The sequence below is a fragment of the Methylogaea oryzae genome, assembly GCF_019669985.1.
GTDB classification, from domain to species: domain Bacteria; phylum Pseudomonadota; class Gammaproteobacteria; order Methylococcales; family Methylococcaceae; genus Methylogaea; species Methylogaea oryzae.
In genome coordinates this window covers 3,420,257-3,439,351 of sequence record NZ_AP019782.1, presented here as the reverse complement: position 1 = coordinate 3,439,351, position 19,095 = coordinate 3,420,257, and the positions used below count along the sequence as shown (strand labels likewise).

The following is a 19,095-nucleotide window of genomic DNA, read 5'->3' as shown; positions in this document are numbered from 1 at the left end:
TCCTAGGCTTTCTTGACTTTAACCAGCGTGCCTTCCACGCTGACCACCCGAACCCGCTCGCCCGCCGCGATAGCTTCGTCGGCGATGCATCCCCAGCGATCCGCGCCCATCATGGGCTTCTGGAAGCGCACCTCGCCCCGCTGGAATTGATCCACGTCGCGCAGCATCAGGCCCACTTCGCCGATCAAGGTGGCATTGTCGGACATGCCGACGCGGGTTTTGTGCAAATGCGGTTTGAACAGGCGGAACCACAGCACCACCATGGCGCAGGAAGCCACCGACCAGATCAGCATTTGCGTGGCGAGGCTCAGGTCGGGCATGGTCAGCAGCAGCAGTCCGACGATCAATGCGCCCAGGCCGAACCAGAACACCACGAAGGCGGGAACGATCAGTTCCGCCATGACCAGGACCAAGCCCGCGACGATCCAATGCCACCACTCCAGGGATTCCATGGCGCCCTCCGCGCTCAGTTGCAATCGGCTTTCAGTGTAGACCCAGCCGATGGGGCCGTCGAGGCGCGATCCTTCCTGTCCGCGTTGGATCAGGCAGCGCCGCCTAAGCCGGTGCCGAGCGGATGGCCGCAATGAGCGGGGAATTGCGCCGTCCGGGCGGCGCGTTGCAAGCGATGCTCGACTCGTTCCGCGTGTAGGGATCGGGCGCGGCGACGTGTTTTAGCCGGTTTCTGCGGCGCTTAAAAACAAAAAGAGCGGCGGAAGTATCCGCCGCTCTTTTATGGTCCGCTACGCCGAGCGAGCGCCGCGGCTTAAGTCGCCGGCGCTTGCGGGCTCAATGGTGGTGGCCGCCTTCGCCGTGCACGTGGCCGTGATCCAGTTCTTCTTCCGTCGCGTCGCGGATGTGCGCCACTTCCACTTCGAAGTTCAGGGTCTGGCCGGCCAGGGGATGGTTGCCGTCCAGCACCACCTCGTCGTTTTCCACCGCCACCACCGTTACCAGTTGCATGCCGTATTCGGTCTGCGCCTGGAACTGCATGCCCGGCTCGATGTGGTCAACGCCGTGGAAGGCGCTGCGCGGCGCTACCTGAACCTGCTCGTCGTCGCGCACGCCGTAGCCGTCTTCCGGCGCCACGGATACGGTCAGCTTGTCGCCGGCCGACTTGCCTTCCAGGGCCTTTTCCAGGCCGGGAATGATGCTGCCTGTGCCGTGAATGTAGGCAAACGGTTCGTCCGGGGTCGCCTGGTCGATGAGGTCGCCGTCCTCGCCGCGCAGGGTGTAGTGGAGGGAAACGACTTTGCTGGCCGCGATTTGCATGGGGCTGCCTCAGAATGGATGGTAAAGCGCCCATGATAAAGCTTTTTGCCGGCGGTTGGGGGGATTGCAGCTCAAGGAGGCGGGCGCTGGCCTGATGCCTTTGTTGGCGTCGTTGAGCACGGCCGCGGCGCTTGCCCGATGCAACCGGTGCTTTTCCGGGGGCGACGCTGGGTTTTTTCGCTCCGCGCGGCGCGGCACGGTCTCATCTTGTTGAAAATAGGTGGATTTATTCTATCCGCCGCAGGCGATACGAATAAAAGGCGCGCCATTCGCATCAAAATTGCCGCTGAAATAGCCCTGGGGTAGCATGGTTTTACGGCAGTCTTGCGATTACTGAGACCCAGGGCACGGTTTTGTTGCTGGGGTAGTGTTCCGAGGCGAAAGATGGGATTCAATTTCTCTGGGATTAAGGACCGATCGGCTCGTGAATACGCAAGCGCTTTCCTTGAATTTGCGGCAGTCATCCGCACGGCTGTGGGCACTGGCCCGGTTGCCGGCTTTACGCTCCTGGGTTCGCGGCGCCATGGTCGCCGGGCGGCCTGGGTTGGCGAAGTTCGATGCCGAAGCGGAAGGCCGATTCCGGCAGGAATGTATCGACGAAACGCGCAAACCTTTGCAAGCGGCTTTGCTGCTGGGCGCCCTCGGCTTTTTCCTGTTTATCCTGCTGGACGCCGCCGCTCTCGGCTTATCCCTGGCGGCGATATTGGCCCGCTCCGTGGTGGTGTTCGGCCTGCTGGGGTTGTATCTTCGCTCGCGCAGGGCGGCGGCTAGGCAAGACAGCGGCAGGATCGCCGCCGCTGCCGTGATCCTGGCGGTGCTGGATCTGGCCGTTACCCTGTTGCTGGAGAACGATCCCGCCGGCTACGCCACCGCTTGGCCGGGGCTGTTGCCGGTGTACTTCTTCCTCTACGGCCAGCTGTTGCTGCCCCTGGCGTTCAGCTTGCTGATCGGCTGGACCGGCATGGCCGCGCTGTTGTGGACCGGTGCCTACGTGGGGGTGGACGGCGCCGGGCTGCTGCCTTCGTTCCTGATCCTCGCCATCGTTAACCTGTTCGGCCTGTGCACCCGCCGCCAGCTGGAGCGGTATTCCCGCAGGGCGTTTCGCCAACGGCACGCCGCCGAGTGCGCGGCGGAAGACAAAGCGGCGTTTTTGCGCCAGACCAGTCACAACCTGCGCCAGCCGCTGCAAGCCCTGGGCTGCTACGCCACTGCGCTGGAAGCGGCCCTGGCCGACGGCAAGACGGACCCTTTGGCGCCGGTGGTGGCCAAGCTGGGCGCCGTCGTCGACGAATTGCAGGAAGCCTGCAACCGCATCCTGGACATGGCGGCGTTGCAGACCGGCGGGATGGCCGTGAACCTGGCCGACGTGGAGCTCAACCCGCTGCTGGCCGCGTTGCAGGACCAGTTCGCGCCCAAAGCCGCCCAGCGCGGCCTGACGTTGAAAGTCCTGCCGCGCAACCGGCCGCCGTTCCGCGTGCGCTCCGACGCCGCCATGCTGCGGCAAGTGCTGGGCAATCTACTCGACAACGCCATCAAATACACCCCGCAAGGCTGCGTGGTGTTGGCCACCCAGCGGGTCGGCAACACCCGCTTGGAGTTGCAGGTGCGCGACAGCGGCTTAGGCATTGCGGCGGAAGAAAGGGAAGCGGTGTTCCGCGAGTTTTACCGCAGCCCGCGACAGGAGCAAGCTTGCGTCCACGGCCTGGGCATAGGCTTGGCCTACGTGGCGCAAGCCCTGCGCTGCCTGCCCCAACACCAGCTGGATTTGGCGTCCCGACCCGGCCACGGTTCGGTATTCAGCCTGGTGCTGCCCAACGGCGAGGAGACGAAAAACCGCCCCTCAAGCGCTACGCAGTTTTCCGTTGCCGGCAGCTACGTCTTGCTGGCCTACGGCGATGCAGCGGTGCGCGGTGTCTTGGCAGAACGGTTGACGCGCTGGGGATGCCTGGTGGAACCGGTAGCCGACCTGGTGCAACTGCGCCGCGCCCTGGCCGACAACCTGCGCCCGCCGGATTTGCTGCTCGCCGATTACCACTGGAACCGGCAGGAAACCGCCGCCGACGCCCTGGCCGCAGCTCAAGCCGACAGCGGCCCCGTGCCCGCCGTGGTGTTCAGCGCCGATGTCGCCCTGCCGCTCGACGCCAACCGCTGGTCCGGTTCCATCCAATTCCTCGACAAATCCGCCGGGGAAAAAGCCCTGCTGGCCGCCATGGCCAAGGCCTTGGACGCATCGCTGACGGCCAAGAGCCGGGACGTTTCTTAAGCGGCGCGGCCGTCTTTGTCCCCCGAGGGGAGCGTCGTCTCAAGTTCAAATCGGGATCCGCGTTCCCTCTCCCTACGGGAGAGGGTTAGGGTGAGGGAATAAAACGGCCGTGGCTTTTTAACCCAATTTTCTTCCTGGGTGGAAGGACGGTTTCCTTGGAGTCCCACGCCCGAACGCGCCATAGCGACGCCCCCAGCCGCCGTTCCTACATCCTCAATTCCCCACCTCCGGCGCCCCCAGCACGATCCCCCGCTCGAACACCTTCACCACCAGTTCCGCCCGCCGCGCCACACCAAACTTGTGGAATATCGGCCGCAGGTGATTCTTCACCGTCTGCTCGCTCACCCCCAAGCGCTTGGCGATGTCCTTATTGCCCTTGCCTTGCACCAGCCAGCGCAACACCTCGAACTCCCGCGGCGTCAGCCCCAACTCGCGCGGATCGGCCACCCACCGCGCCCCCGGCACCGGCAGCCCCGACGATCCGCCCGCCACCGCCGACGCCGGCAAATAAGGCCGCCCGGCCAGCACATCCTGCAACGCCGCCGCGAACTCCTGCCGGGAAAGGCTCTTGGGAATAAACCCCATGGCCCCCAGCCGCAACGCCTCAAACACCAGTTCGCGATCCTCCAGACCCGAAAACATCACCACGCACAGATCGGGAAATGCAGCTTTCAATTCCGCTAAGCCCTCCAGCCCGTTCTTGCCGGGTAGTTGCACGTCCAGCAATGCCAGATTGAGTCGCGTGGTGCCGCCAATCGCCAAGCCGGTTTCCACTGAATGAGCTTCGAACACCTGCGCGTCAGGCAGCATCTGTTGAAGCAGCAAGGCGACGCCCTCGCGGGCGCAGAAGTGGTCATCGATGAGGAGGATGTTCAAGGGGTGAGCGATTGTGAGTAATGGACGCACGGTGGGATTTTACGGCTTCAGTAGAGTTGGAGCGGTACTTTCGTACCGTTACAGATGGGGGATGGTTAACTGTTAAAAATTGCCGAAGAATTCGGTACGAGATGGGGGAGTGACTGCGTACGAACAAATGTCTTTGGACAAAACTTTAGATCAAACGCAAGACCTGACCCTGCGCCCCCAAGCTTTAGTCACACAATGCAATGCCACATCGACTTAGACGTTTTTTTGAGTATACATGCATTTCTTTGACCCTATCTAGTTGCACAGTGATTACTATCAAAGATGCAAATTCGGTAAGTACGCAACTATACCCTGGTTTAGCAATCATACAAGTCATTGGGGGAACAAGAAATGTAACCGCCAATTCCAGTGGGGTCGGTATGTATTTGGCCGAAGAAGGAATGTCAATTGGTTATTTTGATGATCATAAGGTTTATCTAAATGACTCCTCCCAATGTATAGCTGTATTTTTTAATACAGAGACGGAACCGCTCACTTGCAAGCAATAAACCAAAGGAAACATGATGAAAAAAATAACACTGCTTGCCATCTTGCTTCTTGCTACAGGATGCGCGCCTCTAAGCCAAGCCCCTCTTGTTTACAACTCAAAAACCATTTTTGGCGGACGCATTAGTGTCACCAACCCACAAACGCCAGGAGCTGACATTAATGTAGGTCTAACAACGGAAGATTCGGCCTTCGTTCCCGTTGCAGTAGCGAAACTTCCTGCGAAATTAGGCGGTGATGGCGGCGAATCAAAAATTGAGCTTATCAAAGGTACTTATGCGGGCTCGATGAATCCAGCCACTGTTGATGCAGCAGTAAAGGCTTTGCAAGATGCTGAAGCAACACTAACTCAGAAATCAGCTACGCTCACAGAAAAGCAAAAACAAAGTGATACTAATAAAGCCGAGAAAGCCGCTTATGAGGATCTCAAGAACAAGCAGGAGGCCCTTAAGAAAGAGATAAACAACTCCGCATCCATTTCTCCAATTCAGCTGGAACAGAAAAGAACTGATACCGAATCAATTCAACGCCAGTTAGATTCGATTTGGAAGAAACATGGCAGCACCGCATTGGAAGCGGAAAATGTCATGAGTGATCAGACAGCGCAGCTAAGTGCAGATTTAACTCAGGCGCAAACAGAAAAAGATAGCGCTGAAGCAAATGTAAAGAAAGCCGCTGCGGAACTTGCCAAAGTAGAGGGAAAAACGGATGCGTACTCCGTTTTTGGAAGTTTTGATTCATGGACGAGTGTTGTGAACGGCGGCAACAACGGCGTCACTCTTGGCAAAATGTTTTCGACAGGTGTCGCCGCACAAAATATTTCTCAAGGACTTCAACAAAGCCGTTGCTTGGCCACCTTGAAAACCATCGTCTCTGGAACAATAACCGCCGAAAACGCAGAGAAAATATGCGGCAAATAGCTCTGTAGGTGAAAATCATTGCGTTCTCAATCCATTACGCCTGTCGATTGCGTCCAGCCAATGCAACCCATTCGATCACCCCGAACAGATAGATAACCACCGCAACCCGCAGAAACCCACAAAATAGCGGTATAACAAATCAAAGCCCGCCCTATGAAAACACAGCAATCTGAGACGGCGACGCGCCCTCCGAGTACACATATAAATGATTAGTTCAAGAAACAACTTGCTCTTACTTAGGGTCAAACCTTACTTTTTATCATTGCTTCATACTTTAGAATCTTCGATTCAGCACGTGGGGTGCGGTGAGGTAAGAACCGCACGTTTGTGTTCCTCGATTCATGCGATTCACTATGTTCGCCTCATCCCACGACTCTGCGAACAGGCACTAAGTGAGGCTACTGACAAGTAGGAAAGACATTGCGGCCAAAGACAATAAGTAAGGAAACAGCCATGTTTAACACATTATTAGCAAACGTAAAATCTCTTTATGATTCCATAACAGGCGCCATTAAAGACGACGCCTCACCTAAGTGCATGGATAGGGGGGGCGATCTTCATTCGATTGTATATTCGGACTTCTTGGCTTTGCCATCGGATACTAGAGGAATTATTTTAAAACGAGCATCGTTCCGCTCACCGCCTGGCAGTGATGAAAAAGCCATCATAGAAACGCGCGATATACCAGAGCTATGGGCTCTTGAGCTTTTGGTAATCGAATACTTACCAAAAGAAGCACTGATCCGCAGAGCTTGGATAACAAGAGAAAAATTCAGGATCCTAGCTGGACAGCAAGCTTACGACTCATATGTTAACAAACTCCCGAAGACAATCGCAGATGATACAATGAAGGAGTCCTGCGACCTTAGCGCCAACGCAGAAGCGCTTCTACGTCAAGACCTTGCTAATCTTGTTCGACAACTTCAGCGAATAACATATTACAGGAACCAAAGAAATAGCCAGATAAACGAAAAGAAAGGCTATGCAATGATCACCATGGCCTTGGCGTTATTGGGTGGCACCTTGCTATATAACATTGGTTCTATTATCAGCTTTTTTGCCTCTATAAATTTCCTATGGTCATCCGACTTTTTCCAAAAGCTAAGTGTGGCTCTGCCCGGCGATGACTTGCGAACAGCTCGCTTATTATTATTAGTTGTATATTCCGGCATGGCCGGCGCTTTTATTAGCATAATTCAACGCATCGAAACAGCTGCCAATGCGCCGACAAGCTTCGCGGAAAGCGTTCTTGAATCAACGGACGCCATAAGCAACATAACACGCAAGTATATGATAACGCTGATCGTTAGCGGTGCGGTTTTTGCCTTTTTAATATTGCTCCTCTCCGTATCAGAAATCATAAAAATTGATAGCATAATCCCCCAAACCAATGGTGATTCCTGCAAAACGCTGGGTGACAATGGAAGAATACTGGACACCTTAGCATGCCTGAAGTATGACACCCCTAATTTGGCGAAACTGCTAGTATTGTGTTTTGTGTCCGGCTTTTCGGAGCGACTAGTTCCAGACGTACTTGATCGCATCGCGTCGCGAGTAAAAGACCAGGGCAAGCCAGAAAAGTAAATAACAAAATAGATTCGACCTCTGAAATTGATGTCATCGTTGGCCGCCGGATCAAACAAGGGAAATATGGTCAGCTACGTAAAAATTGTTATTCATGAAAAAATCTGTCGCCTTTTTTGATACCGCAAAAACCACCTAACAACAGGAGACGCCCCCATGTCGCAATTAGTCGTAACCGCGTCCGCATTGAACCTGCGGGACGCACCAAGCGTGCAGGGCAATGTTGTCGCAATATTGGATCGCGGCGATGTGGTCGCTTCCATTGGGGCTTCACCTGACGGCCATTGGCAAAAGGTGAGTCACGGTGCCGATACGGGCTGGGCCTCGTTCAAGTATCTCCAGCCGGTCATGGCCGAAGCGCCCGTCGCTGCCTTTCCCTGGTTCGACATCGCCGTGCAGGAGGCAGGCACTGCCGAAATTTCCGGTTCCGGCGCCAACCCGCGTATCGTCGAGTATCTGCGCTCCACTACTTTGGGAGCGGATATGGCCGCCAGCGACGAGACGCCTTGGTGTTCCGCTTTCGTCAATTTCTGCGTCGAAAAATCCGGTTTCGCCGGGACGGATTCCGCCATGGCCCGCTCTTGGTTAAATTGGGGGCGTAGGACGGACGCGCCCGTCACCGGTTGCATTGTGGTCTTCGAACGCAGCACCTCGCCGAGCGGCCATGTGGCTTTTTACGTCGCGGATAGCGGAAACGAAATCAAGGTCTTGGGTGGAAATCAAGGGAACAAGGTTTGTTTCGCGGATTACCCAAAAAGCCGTATATTGGGGTATCGCGTGCCGAAATAGCGCGGCGGGGTGGACTTACGAAAGGAAGCCCAATATTGTTTGGTGGTAATAACTTCGGCGCCGATTAGTGATGGCCCCATAAAACAAAAAGGCCGGCATAACGCCGGCCTTTTCTGCAAGCGACATGGGCACCGCTTACACCTTGCGGTAAACCTCCGCCCCCTGCTTGACGAACTCCTCCGACATTTCCTCCATGCCTTCGTTGAGGGCTTCCTGATCGCTCAAGCCCTTGGACGCGGCATAGTCACGCACGTCCTGGGTGATCTTCATGGAGCAGAAGTGCGGGCCGCACATGGAGCAGAAGTGGGCGACTTTCGCTGATTCCTTCGGCAGGGTTTCGTCGTGGAATTCCAGGGCTTTTTCCGGGTCCAGGGACAGGTTGAACTGGTCCTGCCAGCGGAATTCGAAGCGGGCTTTGGACAGGGCGTTGTCGCGGGACTGGGCGCCGGGGTGGCCTTTGGCCAGGTCGGCGGCGTGGGCGGCGATTTTGTAGGTGACGATGCCGTCGCGCACGTCCTGCTTGTTGGGCAGACCCAGGTGCTCTTTCGGGGTCACGTAGCAGAGCATGGCGGTGCCGTACCAGCCGATCATGGCGGCGCCGATGGCGGAGGTGATGTGGTCGTAGCCGGGGGCGATGTCGGTGGTCAAGGGGCCCAGGGTGTAGAACGGCGCCTCGTGGCAGTGCTCCAGCTGCAGGTCCATGTTTTCCTTGATCATGTGCATGGGCACATGGCCGGGGCCTTCGATCATGGTCTGCACGTCGTGCTTCCAGGCGATCTGGGTCAGTTCGCCCAGGGTCTTTAGCTCGGCGAACTGGGCTTCGTCGTTGGCGTCATGGATGGAGCCGGGGCGCAGGCCGTCGCCCAAGGAGAAGCTCACGTCGTACGCCTTCATGATTTCGCAGATGTCTTCGAAGTGGGTGTAGAGGAAGCTTTCTTTGTGGTGCGCCAGGCACCACTTGGCCATGATGGAGCCGCCGCGGGAAACGATACCGGTGAGGCGCTTGGCGGTGAGCGGGATGAAGGGCAGGCGGATGCCGGCGTGGATGGTGAAGTAGTCCACGCCCTGCTCGGCTTGCTCGATGAGGGTGTCGCGGAAGATTTCCCAGGTCAGTTCCTCGGCCTTGCCGTCGACTTTTTCCAGGGCCTGGTAGATGGGCACGGTGCCGATGGGGACCGGGGAGTTCCTGATGATCCATTCCCGCGTTTCGTGGATGTTCTTGCCGGTGGAGAGGTCCATCACCGTGTCGCCGCCCCAACGGATCGACCAGAGCATTTTTTCCACTTCTTCCTCGATGGAGGAGGACAAGGCGGAATTGCCCAGGTTGCAGTTGATCTTCACCAGGAAGTTGCGGCCGATGATCATCGGCTCCAGTTCCGGGTGGTTGATGTTGGCCGGGATGATGGCGCGGCCTTTAGCCACTTCGTCGCGGACGAATTCCGGGGTGATGATTTTGGGGATGCCGGCGCCGTAGGACTGGCCGGGATGCTGGCGGGCGTAGAGCTCCGTCAGGCTTTCCATGCGCTGGTTTTCGCGGATGGCGATGTATTCCATTTCCGGCGTGATGATGCCCTTGCGCGCGTAGTGCATCTGGCTGACGTTGGCGCCGGCCTTGGCGCGGCGCGGAGCGCGGATGTGTTCGAAGCGCAAATGGGCCAGGGCCGGGTCGTGCTGGCGGGCCTGGCCGTAGTCGGAGCTGGGGCCGGCCAGCTGTTCGGTGTCGCCGCGTTCCTGAATCCAGGCGTCGCGCAGGGCGGGCAGGCCTTGCAGCAAATCGATTTCCACCGCCGGGTCGGTGTAGGGGCCGGAGGTGTCGTAGACGTACACCGGCGGGTTTTGCTCGGCGGTGCCCGTGGTGTGGGTCGATTCCTGGCTGATTTTGCGGAAAGGCACGCGCAGGTCGGCACGGCTGCCCTGGACGTAGACTTTTTCCGAGGCCGGGAAGGGGGCGATGGAGGCTTTTTTGGCGGTGACCGCCGGATGGACGATTTCTTGTAACACTGCGCTCATTTCTCTACTCCCGGGCACGGGGGACAAAAGGCGGCGCAGGTGCCTATGCTGGGCTTCACGGACGCTTAAGCCATACCGCTATGGCTTTGCAGCGAAGCTGCGGCTTTCCTACGCCGGTATTAACCGGATCAGGTTCAAAGGGTGCATTCTCAGCCCGCGCCGATGTTCGGCGGGGCGCCCCTAGCCTTGCTGATATCGCGCAAAACTAAAGCATGGGCGGCCAATTTGCAAGGCCGGCTTGCGTGGGGCGGAACCGTCTCGTCTCGAATCGGGCCTTTCGCTTAGCCTGTGTCGTCTCGTCAAACCAAGGGGCCAAGCATCATGACCACGCCGAACCCGACACTGTAGGCAAGCACCAGATAAGCGAAGTTGCGGAAATACGTCATCATGGTTACCTCCCGTATTTTCCCCATGGTGACGATCCCCGCCGCAGACCCCGTTATTATCAGAGTTCCTCCCATGACGACCGCGTAAATCAGCAGCAGCCACTGGTGTTCCGGCATGTCGATATCGGCCTTGAGCACGGCAGCGGTAAGCGGCACGTTGCCGATTATCCCGGCGAGAATGCCGATGACGTAGGTGGTTAAGCTGGCCGGTAGTATCGCGTAAATATCCGCAATGGCATCCAGGGCGTGTATACGGGCCAGCATGCCGACCAATAGCAGCACGCCTAAAAAAAACAGCAGGGAATCGAACTCGATTTCCCGAATGTAGTCGAGCATGTGCAGGATTTTGTCGCCGCCCCGGTAGCTCCCGACAATCAGCATAATGGACAACCCAAACAAGAATGTGAGAACCGGCGGAATAGTGAAATACAGGTTGAGGAATATGGCTGTCAGAATGGTGAGGATGAACAGGACGGCGATCAGGATGTCTACCGGGTTATAAACAAAATCGCGTTTATAGGTCAGCGATAAATCGATGTCGCCATCCATGTCTCTAGCCAGCAGCAGGGCGAGGACTCCCACCGCGACAAACGCGGCGACGCCAAGCAGCAGCAAATTGGTGATATGCACTTTCCCTGCGAGGAATATCATGATGGTTGTTACGTCGCCGGTTATGAGGGCGACGCCGCCAGCGGTTACGGCGAATATGATCGCCGTCGCGAAGTGAATACGCTGGGATTTGTCCAAATCCAAAGGCACGACAATGGACGATACGACTAAAGCGGTGGTGGCATTGTCGCAAAGCAGGGAGAACAGAAACGAGAACAGGGTGACGGAGTAGAAGAGGTTTTTCACCGTCATCTTCGCCGGCAATACCGATCGCATTAAAGCGTCAATCAAGCCCCGGCGATTGATGTACGCCACAAACGTCATGGACGAGAATAGAAAAAGCCACAAGCTGGCGATTTCAAGAATATTGCTGTTGAAGCCGGCGGTGATTTCCGGCCTCTCCGATTGGGCCGCTTCAATATACATGCCGATCCAGGCCATGCAGCCGAAAAACAGCGTGCTTTTGGCTTTGCTTATCTTGGACTGTTCTTCGAACAAAATGCAAAGAAACGCCATGGCTGCGCAGGTGTAGAGGAAAAGCGTTGGCATGAGGCTGTTCGTTAATGCGTTGGTCGTCGTTGCGGCAAAAAACTCTGTACGAAAGTCGAACGGCGAACGTCGCCGGCGCGAGTCTTGCCGCTGCGGCCGTTTAGCTCAGTTCGGTCTGGCGGGCGGCCCTGGGGCATCGCTCGGCTTTTTGCGGTTAAGCGGACGATCCGCCCGCCGTCTGCATGCCGGGCTTGGTTGACAAATTGTTTCCCAGACTCGGTTCCTTCAGGGGAAGGGGGGGCGGTAGAATTCCCCGCGGACGCGGTTTAGCGGCCGGCTGCCGGCCTCCGATCCTGAACCCTCTACCTTCCGCAGAGACTTATCATGCCCATTGTGCCTTTTTCGCCCATCGGTTTCATCGTACTCGCCATCTTCGTCGTGGGGATCGCGCTCATCATCCTGGAAGTCCAGTTGGCGATGGACAAGTTCAAGCCGGCGCTGCTGATGATGTCTTCGGTGGCGGTGCTGGGTGTGTACTATCTGATGACCGGCGAAGGGCCGGAGCGCTTCCATGCGCTGAAGGTCATGCAGGCGGAAACCAAGGAGAGTCTGTTCGCCCTGATTACCTTCATGGCCTTCATGTGGATGATGGTGGAAATTCTCAACGAACGGAATGTTTTTGGTGCGTTGACGGACTTTCTGATGAGGCAAGGCGCGGGGCCTCGGGGCATGTTCTGGGCTACCGGCTTTTTCTGCGCGGTATTGAGTCCATTCATCAGCAGCTTGACCACGTCTATCGTGTTCAGCAACGCCGTGCGTAATATTTCCGTCAATCAGAAATACACCCACGTGGCGTTGTGCAACGTCATCGTCGCCTCCAATTCGGGCGTTTGGTTCGTCGGCACTTCCACCAGCCTGATGGTGATCCTGGCCGACCGATTAACGCTGAGCGATCTTTTATTGCTGTTCCCCGCCAGTTTTTTCGGCTGGGTGCTCAGCGCGCTGGTTTTGCATGGGTTGTACCTGCGTCGCTTGGATGGGACGCCGCTGATTCGTTCCGTCGCAGGCCTAGTGGAACTGGAGTCTGTCCCGCGTAGACGCAGGGAGGACGAGACGGGCGCGCCCTCGGTCGCCGGCATCAAGCCTGGCGGCGTGGGGCTGACCATCATCAGCTTGGCCGCCATCATCGGCGCGGTATTGCTCAATATGTACCTGAAGGTGGACATAGAATTCGCTATCGGCACCGGCTTGGGTTTCGAGATGCTCTACATCTGGTATCTGAAGAAGAAGGGGATCGAAATGCCGCTGGTAATCCAGTTGCAGAAAGTTGAGTGGAGCACGCTGATGTATTACATCGGCATCATCACCGGCATGGCGGCGCTCAACCATGTAGGGTGGCTGTCCTATATCGCCTGGCTGTACGACCACGAGTCGCCCACTTTCGTCAACGTGCTGCTCGGCTTGGTTTCCAGCTTTATCGACAACAACTTGCTGGAGGCGGCGGCGATCATGTCGAGTCCGACCTTGGGGCTGGACCAATGGACCCTCAATACGCTCATGGTGGGCGTGGGCGGCAGTCTGACCGTGGTGGGCTCCGCCGCCGGCGTCGTGGCCATGTCCATTGAGCGCAGTTATACCTTCGCGGCGCACTTGCGTTTTCTGCCGGCGGTGTTGGCGAATTTTTTTGGCTCCTTCGCAATCTGGTATATGCAATTCGAATGGCTGCATTCGTGAGAGCCGTGCTCGCCGAATGTGATTGATATCACTGGCCCGCATCCGCATGTAGAATGGCTCTCCCGCGTGTTTTGCTTCAAGGCGCGCCGCGCAACGCGGCGGCGCTGGCGAGAACCCACGGTTTTTGACCTGATTTTTCCACTTCCGATCATCGCAAAATGCCCCTGCTGAAGTATTTGCCGATCCCGTTTGCTTTGCTTATCCCTTCCTTGTCCGTAGCGGCCGAAGATGCGGGCGCCTCGACGCGGCCCCTCGACTTGACCGGTCATTGGGCCGGCTATCTGGCTTTGGCGCTATTCACCGTCGCTTACCTGTTCGCCACGACCGAAGAACTGACCACTCTGCGCAAGTCCAAACCCATGGTGCTGGCGGCCAGCCTGATTTGGATGGTGATCGCCGCCGTCTATGCCGCCGGCGGCATGGGCGAACTGGTGGGAGCGGCGTTCCGCTCGGCGCTGGAAGGTTATGCGGAGCTGTTCCTGTTCGTGATGGTGTCCATGACTTACCTCAACGCCATGGAGGATCGGGGCGTCTTCGACAGCTTGCGGGTCTGGCTGCTGAGCAAGAATTTCAGTTATCGCCAGCTTTTTTGGATCACCGGTATTCTGGCTTTCTGGATTTCTTCGGTCTGCAATAACCTGACCACGGCGTTGCTGATGGGGGCGGTGATCTTGGCCATGGGCAAGGACTGTCCCACGTTCGTCGCCTTGTCCTGCATCAATGTGGTGGTGGCGGCCAACGCCGGCGGTTCCTTCAGCCCGTTCGGCGACATCACCACCCTGTTGGTATGGCAAAAAGGCGTGGTGCCTTTCGGCGATTTCTACGCCTTGCTGCTTCCGTCCATCGTCAACTTCGCCGTGCCGGCCGCCATCATGCATTTCTGGATACCCAAGGAAAAGCCGGCGGCGGTGCTGGAGGCGCCGGCCTTGAAGCGCGGCGGTATGACCATCATCGTGCTGTTCGCCTTGACCATCGTGACGGCCGCTTGCTTCGAAAACTTCCTCAAGCTGCCGCCGGTGGCCGGCATGTTGATGGGGCTGACTTACTTGAAGTTCTTCAGTTTTTACCTGCAAGTCACGGCGCAACGCGAGGCCGACGCCCAGCCGGTGGCCGACCCGGACGATCTGGAATTGCAGCAAATGGAGATCACCGCGAAAAGCGCTCCGGCCGTCGCCGGCCCCCGTTTGGGCGAGTTGCTGCTGACCGAACACATCATCACCGAACAGCAATTGCGCCAGGTGCTGGACGCCCAGGAGCGGAGCCGGATCAAGGCCCTGGCCGAGGCGGAGCGTAGCCAGCCGTTCGATATTTTCCAAAAGGTTGCCCAGCTGGAATGGGACACGCTGCTGTTTTTCTACGGCGTGATGGTCGGCGTCGGCGGCTTGAGCTTCCTCGGTTACCTGACCGTGGCGTCCCATTACCTGTACGGCGAAATCGACCCCACCGTGGCCAATATCCTGGTGGGTATCGCCTCGGCCTTCATCGACAACGGCACCATCATGCTGGCGGTGCTGACCATGGCGCCGGACATTTCCCAGGGCCAATGGCTGTTGGTGACCCTGGCCGCCGGGGTGGGCGGCAGCTTGTTGGCGGTGGGGTCGGCGGCCGGCGTGGGGCTGCTGGGCCAGGCCAAGGGCGCCTACAGCTTCGTGATCCATTTGAAGTGGACGCCGGCCATCGCCTTGGGGTATTTCGCCAGCATCGGCGCGCACTTTTTGCTCAACGGCCGTTATTTCTGATTACCGGATAGCCGCATCATGACCCATGCCCACGACGAACCCAAAGGCTCCGGCTTCCTGACGCTCTCCCTGGCTTCGGTGGGCGTGGTATATGGCGACGTGGGCACCAGCCCGCTTTATACGCTGAAGGAGGTATTCAACGGCCCCCATGCGATGGCGGTGGACCAGGCCAACGTATTCGGCATCCTGTCGCTGATTTTCTGGTCGCTGACGTTGGTCATTTCCATCAAGTACGTGATCTTCATCATGCGCGCCGACAACCAAGGCGAGGGCGGCATCATGGCCTTGACCACGCTGGCGTTGCAGCGTCGCCATATTCCCTGGCAGCGAGCGTGGATCATGGGGGTTGGGCTGTTCGGGACAGCCCTTTTTTATGGCGATGGCTTTATTACGCCGGCGATTTCCGTGCTGAGCGCCGTGGAAGGGTTGGAGGTGGCGGCGCCCGGTTTGCATGCCTTCATTCTCCCCATCGCCATCGTCGTGCTGGTGGGGTTGTTCGCCATCCAGCGCCTGGGCACCGGCAAGGTGGGCCTGGCCTTCGGCCCGATCATGTGCCTGTGGTTTTTTGCGCTGGGGTATTGGGGCGTGCTGAGCATCCAGCAAAGCCCGGAAATCGTGCAGGCGCTGAATCCGGCCCATGCCCTGCACTTTTTCGCGGAGCACCGCTGGCACGGCTTCCTGGTGCTGGGCGCCGTGGTGCTGGCCTTGACCGGCGGCGAGGCGCTGTACGCCGATATGGGCCATTTCGGTCCCAATCCGATCCGCGTGTCCTGGTTCCTGTTGGTGCTGCCGCCGCTGATGCTCAACTATCTGGGCCAGGGCGCGTTGATCCTGCGCGATCCGCAAGCCATCCAGAATCCGTTTTACCTGCTGGCGCCGTCCTGGGCGCTGCTGCCCATGATCGGCCTGGCGACCCTGGCCACGGTGATCGCCTCCCAGGCGGTGATTTCCGGCGCGTTTTCCATCACCCGCCAGGCCATGCAGCTGGACTACCTGCCGCGCCAGAAAACCGTGCACACCTCGGAAGCGGAAATCGGCCAGATCTACGTGCCCGGCATCAACCGCATGCTGCTGTTCGGCGTGATCGGCCTGGTGCTGTATTTCCATACCTCCTCCAACCTGGCTGCCGCCTACGGCATCGCCGTGACCGGGGCCATGGCGATCGACACCCTGCTGGCGTTTATCGTGGCCATGGATTTCTGGCGTTGGCGGCCGTTGTACGCGGCGCCGTTGTTCGGCGTCTTCCTCTCGGTGGATTTGGCCTTCTTCAGCGCCAACGTGCCCAAAGTTCCCCAGGGCGGCTGGTTCCCCTTGGTGTTGGGCATCACGATATTCTTCATCATGTGGACTTGGCAGAAGGGCCGCACGGTGCTGCGTCATCGCATCCAGAACATGGCCATGTCGCTGAAGACCTTCCTGGAGGACATCGGTCGGCTGGCGCCGCAGCGGGTGTCCGGCACGGCGGTTTTCCTCACCGCCCGGCATCTGAGCATGCCGGTGACGTTGTTGCAGAACTTCGAGCACAACAAGGTCGTCCACGAGCGGGTGGTGTTGCTGACGGTGGATATCGAGGACGTGCCGCACATCGCCGATAGCGGCCGCGTTCAAGTGGAGCGGCTGGAGCACGGCTTCTACCGCGTCACCGCCCGCTACGGTTTCATGGAGTCGCCCAACGTGCCCAAGATCTTGCGCTTGTGCCGCGGCGCCGGGCTGGACATCGAGCTGGCCGACACCACCTTCTTCCTCGGCCGGGAAACGCTGATGCCGTCGGATCGTCCCGACTTGAATCCCTGGCAGGAAAAGCTGTTCATTTCCATGTTCCGCAACGCTTCCAGTCCTATCGCGTTTTTCCAGTTGCCGGTGGATCGAGTGCTGGAGCTGGGCTGCGTGGTGGAGGTCTGACGGATGCGGCCCACCTATTGCTGCGGTCCTTGCTTAAAACTGGATTACAATGACGCGGCCGGCGCGGCCTCGCGCCGGGGCTTTTCAGGCTATTCGGTTCTTTGCGAGCGGCAGCGCTAAACCTCTTGAACATCTTACGATCCGACCCGCAAAATCGCTGGGCGGCCAGGACTTTGGCCGTTATTGTCGCCACCGCGCTGCACTTGGCCGCATGGCAGGCTTGGCGCAACCAGCCGGCCGCCGTGCCGGCGCGCCTGGAACGGGCGGTGGAAGTGGCGTTGGTCAGCCAACCCAGGCTGGTGGCCCAGCCGCAACCCGAGCCGCCTAAACCGCCCCCGCCCAAGCCGCCGGAAAAACCGCTGCCGAAAAAGCCCAAGCCTTTGCCGCGGCCTGTGCCGCTCAAACAGGCGGAGCCCGCGCCTACGCCGGAGCCGGTAGCGGAAGCGCCGCCCCCGCCGGCCGCCGCAGCGCCTGCTGCGCCCGCTCCGGCGCCGTTTCAAGAGGCCAATTACAAGGCGAATTATTTGCAGAATCCGCCGCCCCGCTATCCATCCATGGCGCGGGAGCGCCACTGGCAGGGCGAGGTGCTGGTTCGCACCCGCATCCTGGCGGACGGCACCGCGGGCGAGGTGCGGCTGGAGCGCAGCAGCGGCCACGACGTTCTGGACGAAGCGGCGTTGGAGGCTGTGCGGCAGTGGCGTTTCGTCGCGGCCAAGGAAGGGGACAAAGCGGTGGACAGTTGGGTCATCATCCCCATCGATTTCAAACTAAAAAACTGAGGGCAAGGCTATGGTAGAAATGTCGTCGGCGGGCATCGTCCAGATTACGCTCTGGGTGTTGATCGGCTTTTCCGTGGTCACTTGGGCGATCATTTTTCTCAAGAGTTACGAGCAGTGGCGCGTGAACCGCGGCAACCGCGCCTACGCCCAGGCTTTTTGGAGCGCCGCCGACCTGAGCGAAGCGGTGCGCTTGGATCAGTCTTCCAGCGCCATCGGCCGCATCGCCGGCGCCGGTTTCGCCTTGCTGGCGGATTGGCAGGGCAACACGTCGCGCATGTTGCAACTGAGCGGCGACGTGCAGGAAATCCTGGAGCGCTGCCTGCGCCAGCAGATCAGCAAGGAACGCAAGGCCTTGGAGCAGGGCTTGTCGATCCTCGCCAGCGTCGGCAGCACCTCGCCCTTCGTCGGCCTGTTCGGCACGGTGTGGGGCATCATGCACGCCTTGCAGGACATCAGCCACGCCGGTTCCGCCAGCCTGGACGTGGTGGCGGGTCCCATCGGCGAAGCCTTGATCGCCACAGCCATCGGCATCGCGGCGGCCATCCCAGCGGTGCTGGCCTACAATTTTTTCCTGCGCCAAGTTAAGCTGTGCGAGGCGGAACTGGAATATTTCGCCACCGATTTTCTCCACCTGGCCGTCAAGGCCAATCTGCAAGCCAACGAGGGTAAATAAGCATGGCGTTCAAGACCGAGTCCTCCGACGAAGCGATGGCCGAAATCAACGTCACGCCGCTGGTGGACGTGATGCTGGTGCTGCTGGTGGTGTTCATCGTCACAGCGCCTTTGCTGACCCAGGCGGTGCACGTCAACCTGCCGAAAACCGAACAGGCCGCGCCGGCGCCGGAAAAACACCTGCTGACGGTCAGCATCGACGCCCAGGGCGGCATCACGGTCAACGAGCAGGCCACGGCGCTGGAAGCCCTGGGGCAACGCTTCAGCGACCAATTGAAAGGCGATCCCGAGACCACCGTGCAGTTCCACGCCGACACCGCCGTGCCTTACGGCAAGGTCGCCCAGGTGATGGCCCTGGCTCAGCACGCCGGCATCACCAAGCTGGCTTTCATCACCCAGGAACAATAGTTCTCGGGCGGTGCGTTCCGGCCCCGGGGGCCGGTTGTAATTCCGCATCCAGCCTATACCATATCCCCATCATCGAACGGTGCGGCGGCCTGCCGGGTTGCTGCGCCGTTTTCTGCGTCCGCCGGGCGC

General features: G+C 58.8%; 15 protein-coding genes and 1 riboswitch. Of the genes, 10 read left to right on the top strand and 5 right to left on the bottom strand.

Annotation, left to right across the window (positions count from 1 at the left end; genetic code table 11):
- Positions 1 to 2: 2 nt before the first annotated feature.
- Both K5607_RS15170 and slyD read right to left on the bottom strand, forming a co-directional pair.
- On the bottom strand, positions 3 to 452 hold the full coding sequence (locus K5607_RS15170) for an NfeD family protein (protein WP_221047513.1): 450 nt from the start codon (positions 450 to 452) through the stop codon (positions 3 to 5).
- 334 nt (positions 453 to 786) lie between these two features.
- Positions 787 to 1,269, bottom strand: coding sequence for a peptidylprolyl isomerase (gene slyD, locus K5607_RS15165; RefSeq protein WP_054774108.1), 483 nt, complete (start codon positions 1,267 to 1,269; stop codon positions 787 to 789).
- A gap of 424 nt (positions 1,270 to 1,693) precedes the next feature.
- Between slyD and K5607_RS15160 the strand changes: the two genes are divergently transcribed.
- Positions 1,694 to 3,532, top strand: coding sequence for an ATP-binding response regulator (locus tag K5607_RS15160; RefSeq protein WP_221047512.1), 1,839 nt, complete (start codon positions 1,694 to 1,696; stop codon positions 3,530 to 3,532).
- A gap of 213 nt (positions 3,533 to 3,745) precedes the next feature.
- On the opposite strand, the gene K5607_RS15155 is transcribed toward K5607_RS15160, so the two are convergent.
- Positions 3,746 to 4,408 carry a LuxR C-terminal-related transcriptional regulator gene (locus K5607_RS15155; protein ID WP_221047511.1) on the bottom strand — a complete coding sequence of 221 codons (663 nt, stop codon included), beginning with the start codon at positions 4,406 to 4,408 and terminating at the stop codon, positions 3,746 to 3,748.
- A 551-nt stretch (positions 4,409 to 4,959) separates the two neighbouring features.
- Here K5607_RS15155 and K5607_RS15150 point away from each other — a divergent pair.
- The 3 genes from K5607_RS15150 (at position 4,960) to K5607_RS15140 (ending at position 8,238) form a co-directional block, all read left to right on the top strand.
- Positions 4,960 to 5,865, top strand: coding sequence for an HlyD family secretion protein (locus tag K5607_RS15150; protein WP_156302625.1), 906 nt, complete (start codon positions 4,960 to 4,962; stop codon positions 5,863 to 5,865).
- Positions 5,866 to 6,318: 453 nt separating this feature from the next.
- On the top strand, positions 6,319 to 7,449 hold the full coding sequence (locus K5607_RS15145) for a hypothetical protein (protein WP_156302628.1): 1,131 nt from the start codon (positions 6,319 to 6,321) through the stop codon (positions 7,447 to 7,449).
- Between the two features lie 156 nt (positions 7,450 to 7,605).
- A complete protein-coding gene (locus tag K5607_RS15140) occupies positions 7,606 to 8,238 on the top strand; it encodes an SH3 domain-containing C40 family peptidase (RefSeq protein ID WP_082411595.1) in 633 nt (210 codons plus the stop codon).
- A gap of 135 nt (positions 8,239 to 8,373) precedes the next feature.
- On the opposite strand, the gene thiC is transcribed toward K5607_RS15140, so the two are convergent.
- Positions 8,374 to 10,248 (bottom strand): phosphomethylpyrimidine synthase ThiC, encoded by a 1,875-nt coding sequence (gene thiC, locus K5607_RS15135; RefSeq protein ID WP_221047510.1) that lies wholly within the window; start codon positions 10,246 to 10,248, stop codon positions 8,374 to 8,376.
- A gap of 88 nt (positions 10,249 to 10,336) precedes the next feature.
- Positions 10,337 to 10,440, bottom strand: a riboswitch (TPP riboswitch).
- A 107-nt stretch (positions 10,441 to 10,547) separates the two neighbouring features.
- The gene (gene nhaD, locus K5607_RS15130; protein ID WP_221047509.1) at positions 10,548 to 11,792 is read right to left on the bottom strand and encodes a sodium:proton antiporter NhaD; all 1,245 of its coding nucleotides are present in this window, start codon (positions 11,790 to 11,792) and stop codon (positions 10,548 to 10,550) included.
- Positions 11,793 to 12,116: 324 nt separating this feature from the next.
- Here nhaD (K5607_RS15130) and nhaD (K5607_RS15125) point away from each other — a divergent pair, with 324 nt between their 5' ends.
- The 6 genes from nhaD (K5607_RS15125) (at position 12,117) to K5607_RS15100 (ending at position 18,966) form a co-directional block, all read left to right on the top strand.
- A complete protein-coding gene (gene nhaD / locus K5607_RS15125; protein ID WP_054774063.1) occupies positions 12,117 to 13,466 on the top strand; it encodes a sodium:proton antiporter NhaD in 1,350 nt (449 codons plus the stop codon).
- A 158-nt stretch (positions 13,467 to 13,624) separates the two neighbouring features.
- Positions 13,625 to 15,205 (top strand): sodium:proton antiporter NhaD, encoded by a 1,581-nt coding sequence (nhaD, locus tag K5607_RS15120; RefSeq protein WP_221047508.1) that lies wholly within the window; start codon positions 13,625 to 13,627, stop codon positions 15,203 to 15,205.
- 18 nt (positions 15,206 to 15,223) lie between these two features.
- Positions 15,224 to 17,107, top strand: coding sequence for a potassium transporter Kup (locus K5607_RS15115; protein WP_054774732.1), 1,884 nt, complete (start codon positions 15,224 to 15,226; stop codon positions 17,105 to 17,107).
- Between the two features lie 125 nt (positions 17,108 to 17,232).
- Positions 17,233 to 17,886 (top strand): energy transducer TonB, encoded by a 654-nt coding sequence (locus K5607_RS15110; protein WP_246598883.1) that lies wholly within the window; start codon positions 17,233 to 17,235, stop codon positions 17,884 to 17,886.
- Between the two features lie 10 nt (positions 17,887 to 17,896).
- Entirely contained in the window at positions 17,897 to 18,559 is a 663-nt protein-coding gene (locus tag K5607_RS15105; RefSeq protein WP_221047507.1) for a MotA/TolQ/ExbB proton channel family protein, read from the top strand.
- A 2-nt stretch (positions 18,560 to 18,561) separates the two neighbouring features.
- Positions 18,562 to 18,966 carry an ExbD/TolR family protein gene (locus tag K5607_RS15100; protein ID WP_054773981.1) on the top strand — a complete coding sequence of 135 codons (405 nt, stop codon included), beginning with the start codon at positions 18,562 to 18,564 and terminating at the stop codon, positions 18,964 to 18,966.
- Positions 18,967 to 19,095 lie beyond the last annotated feature (129 nt).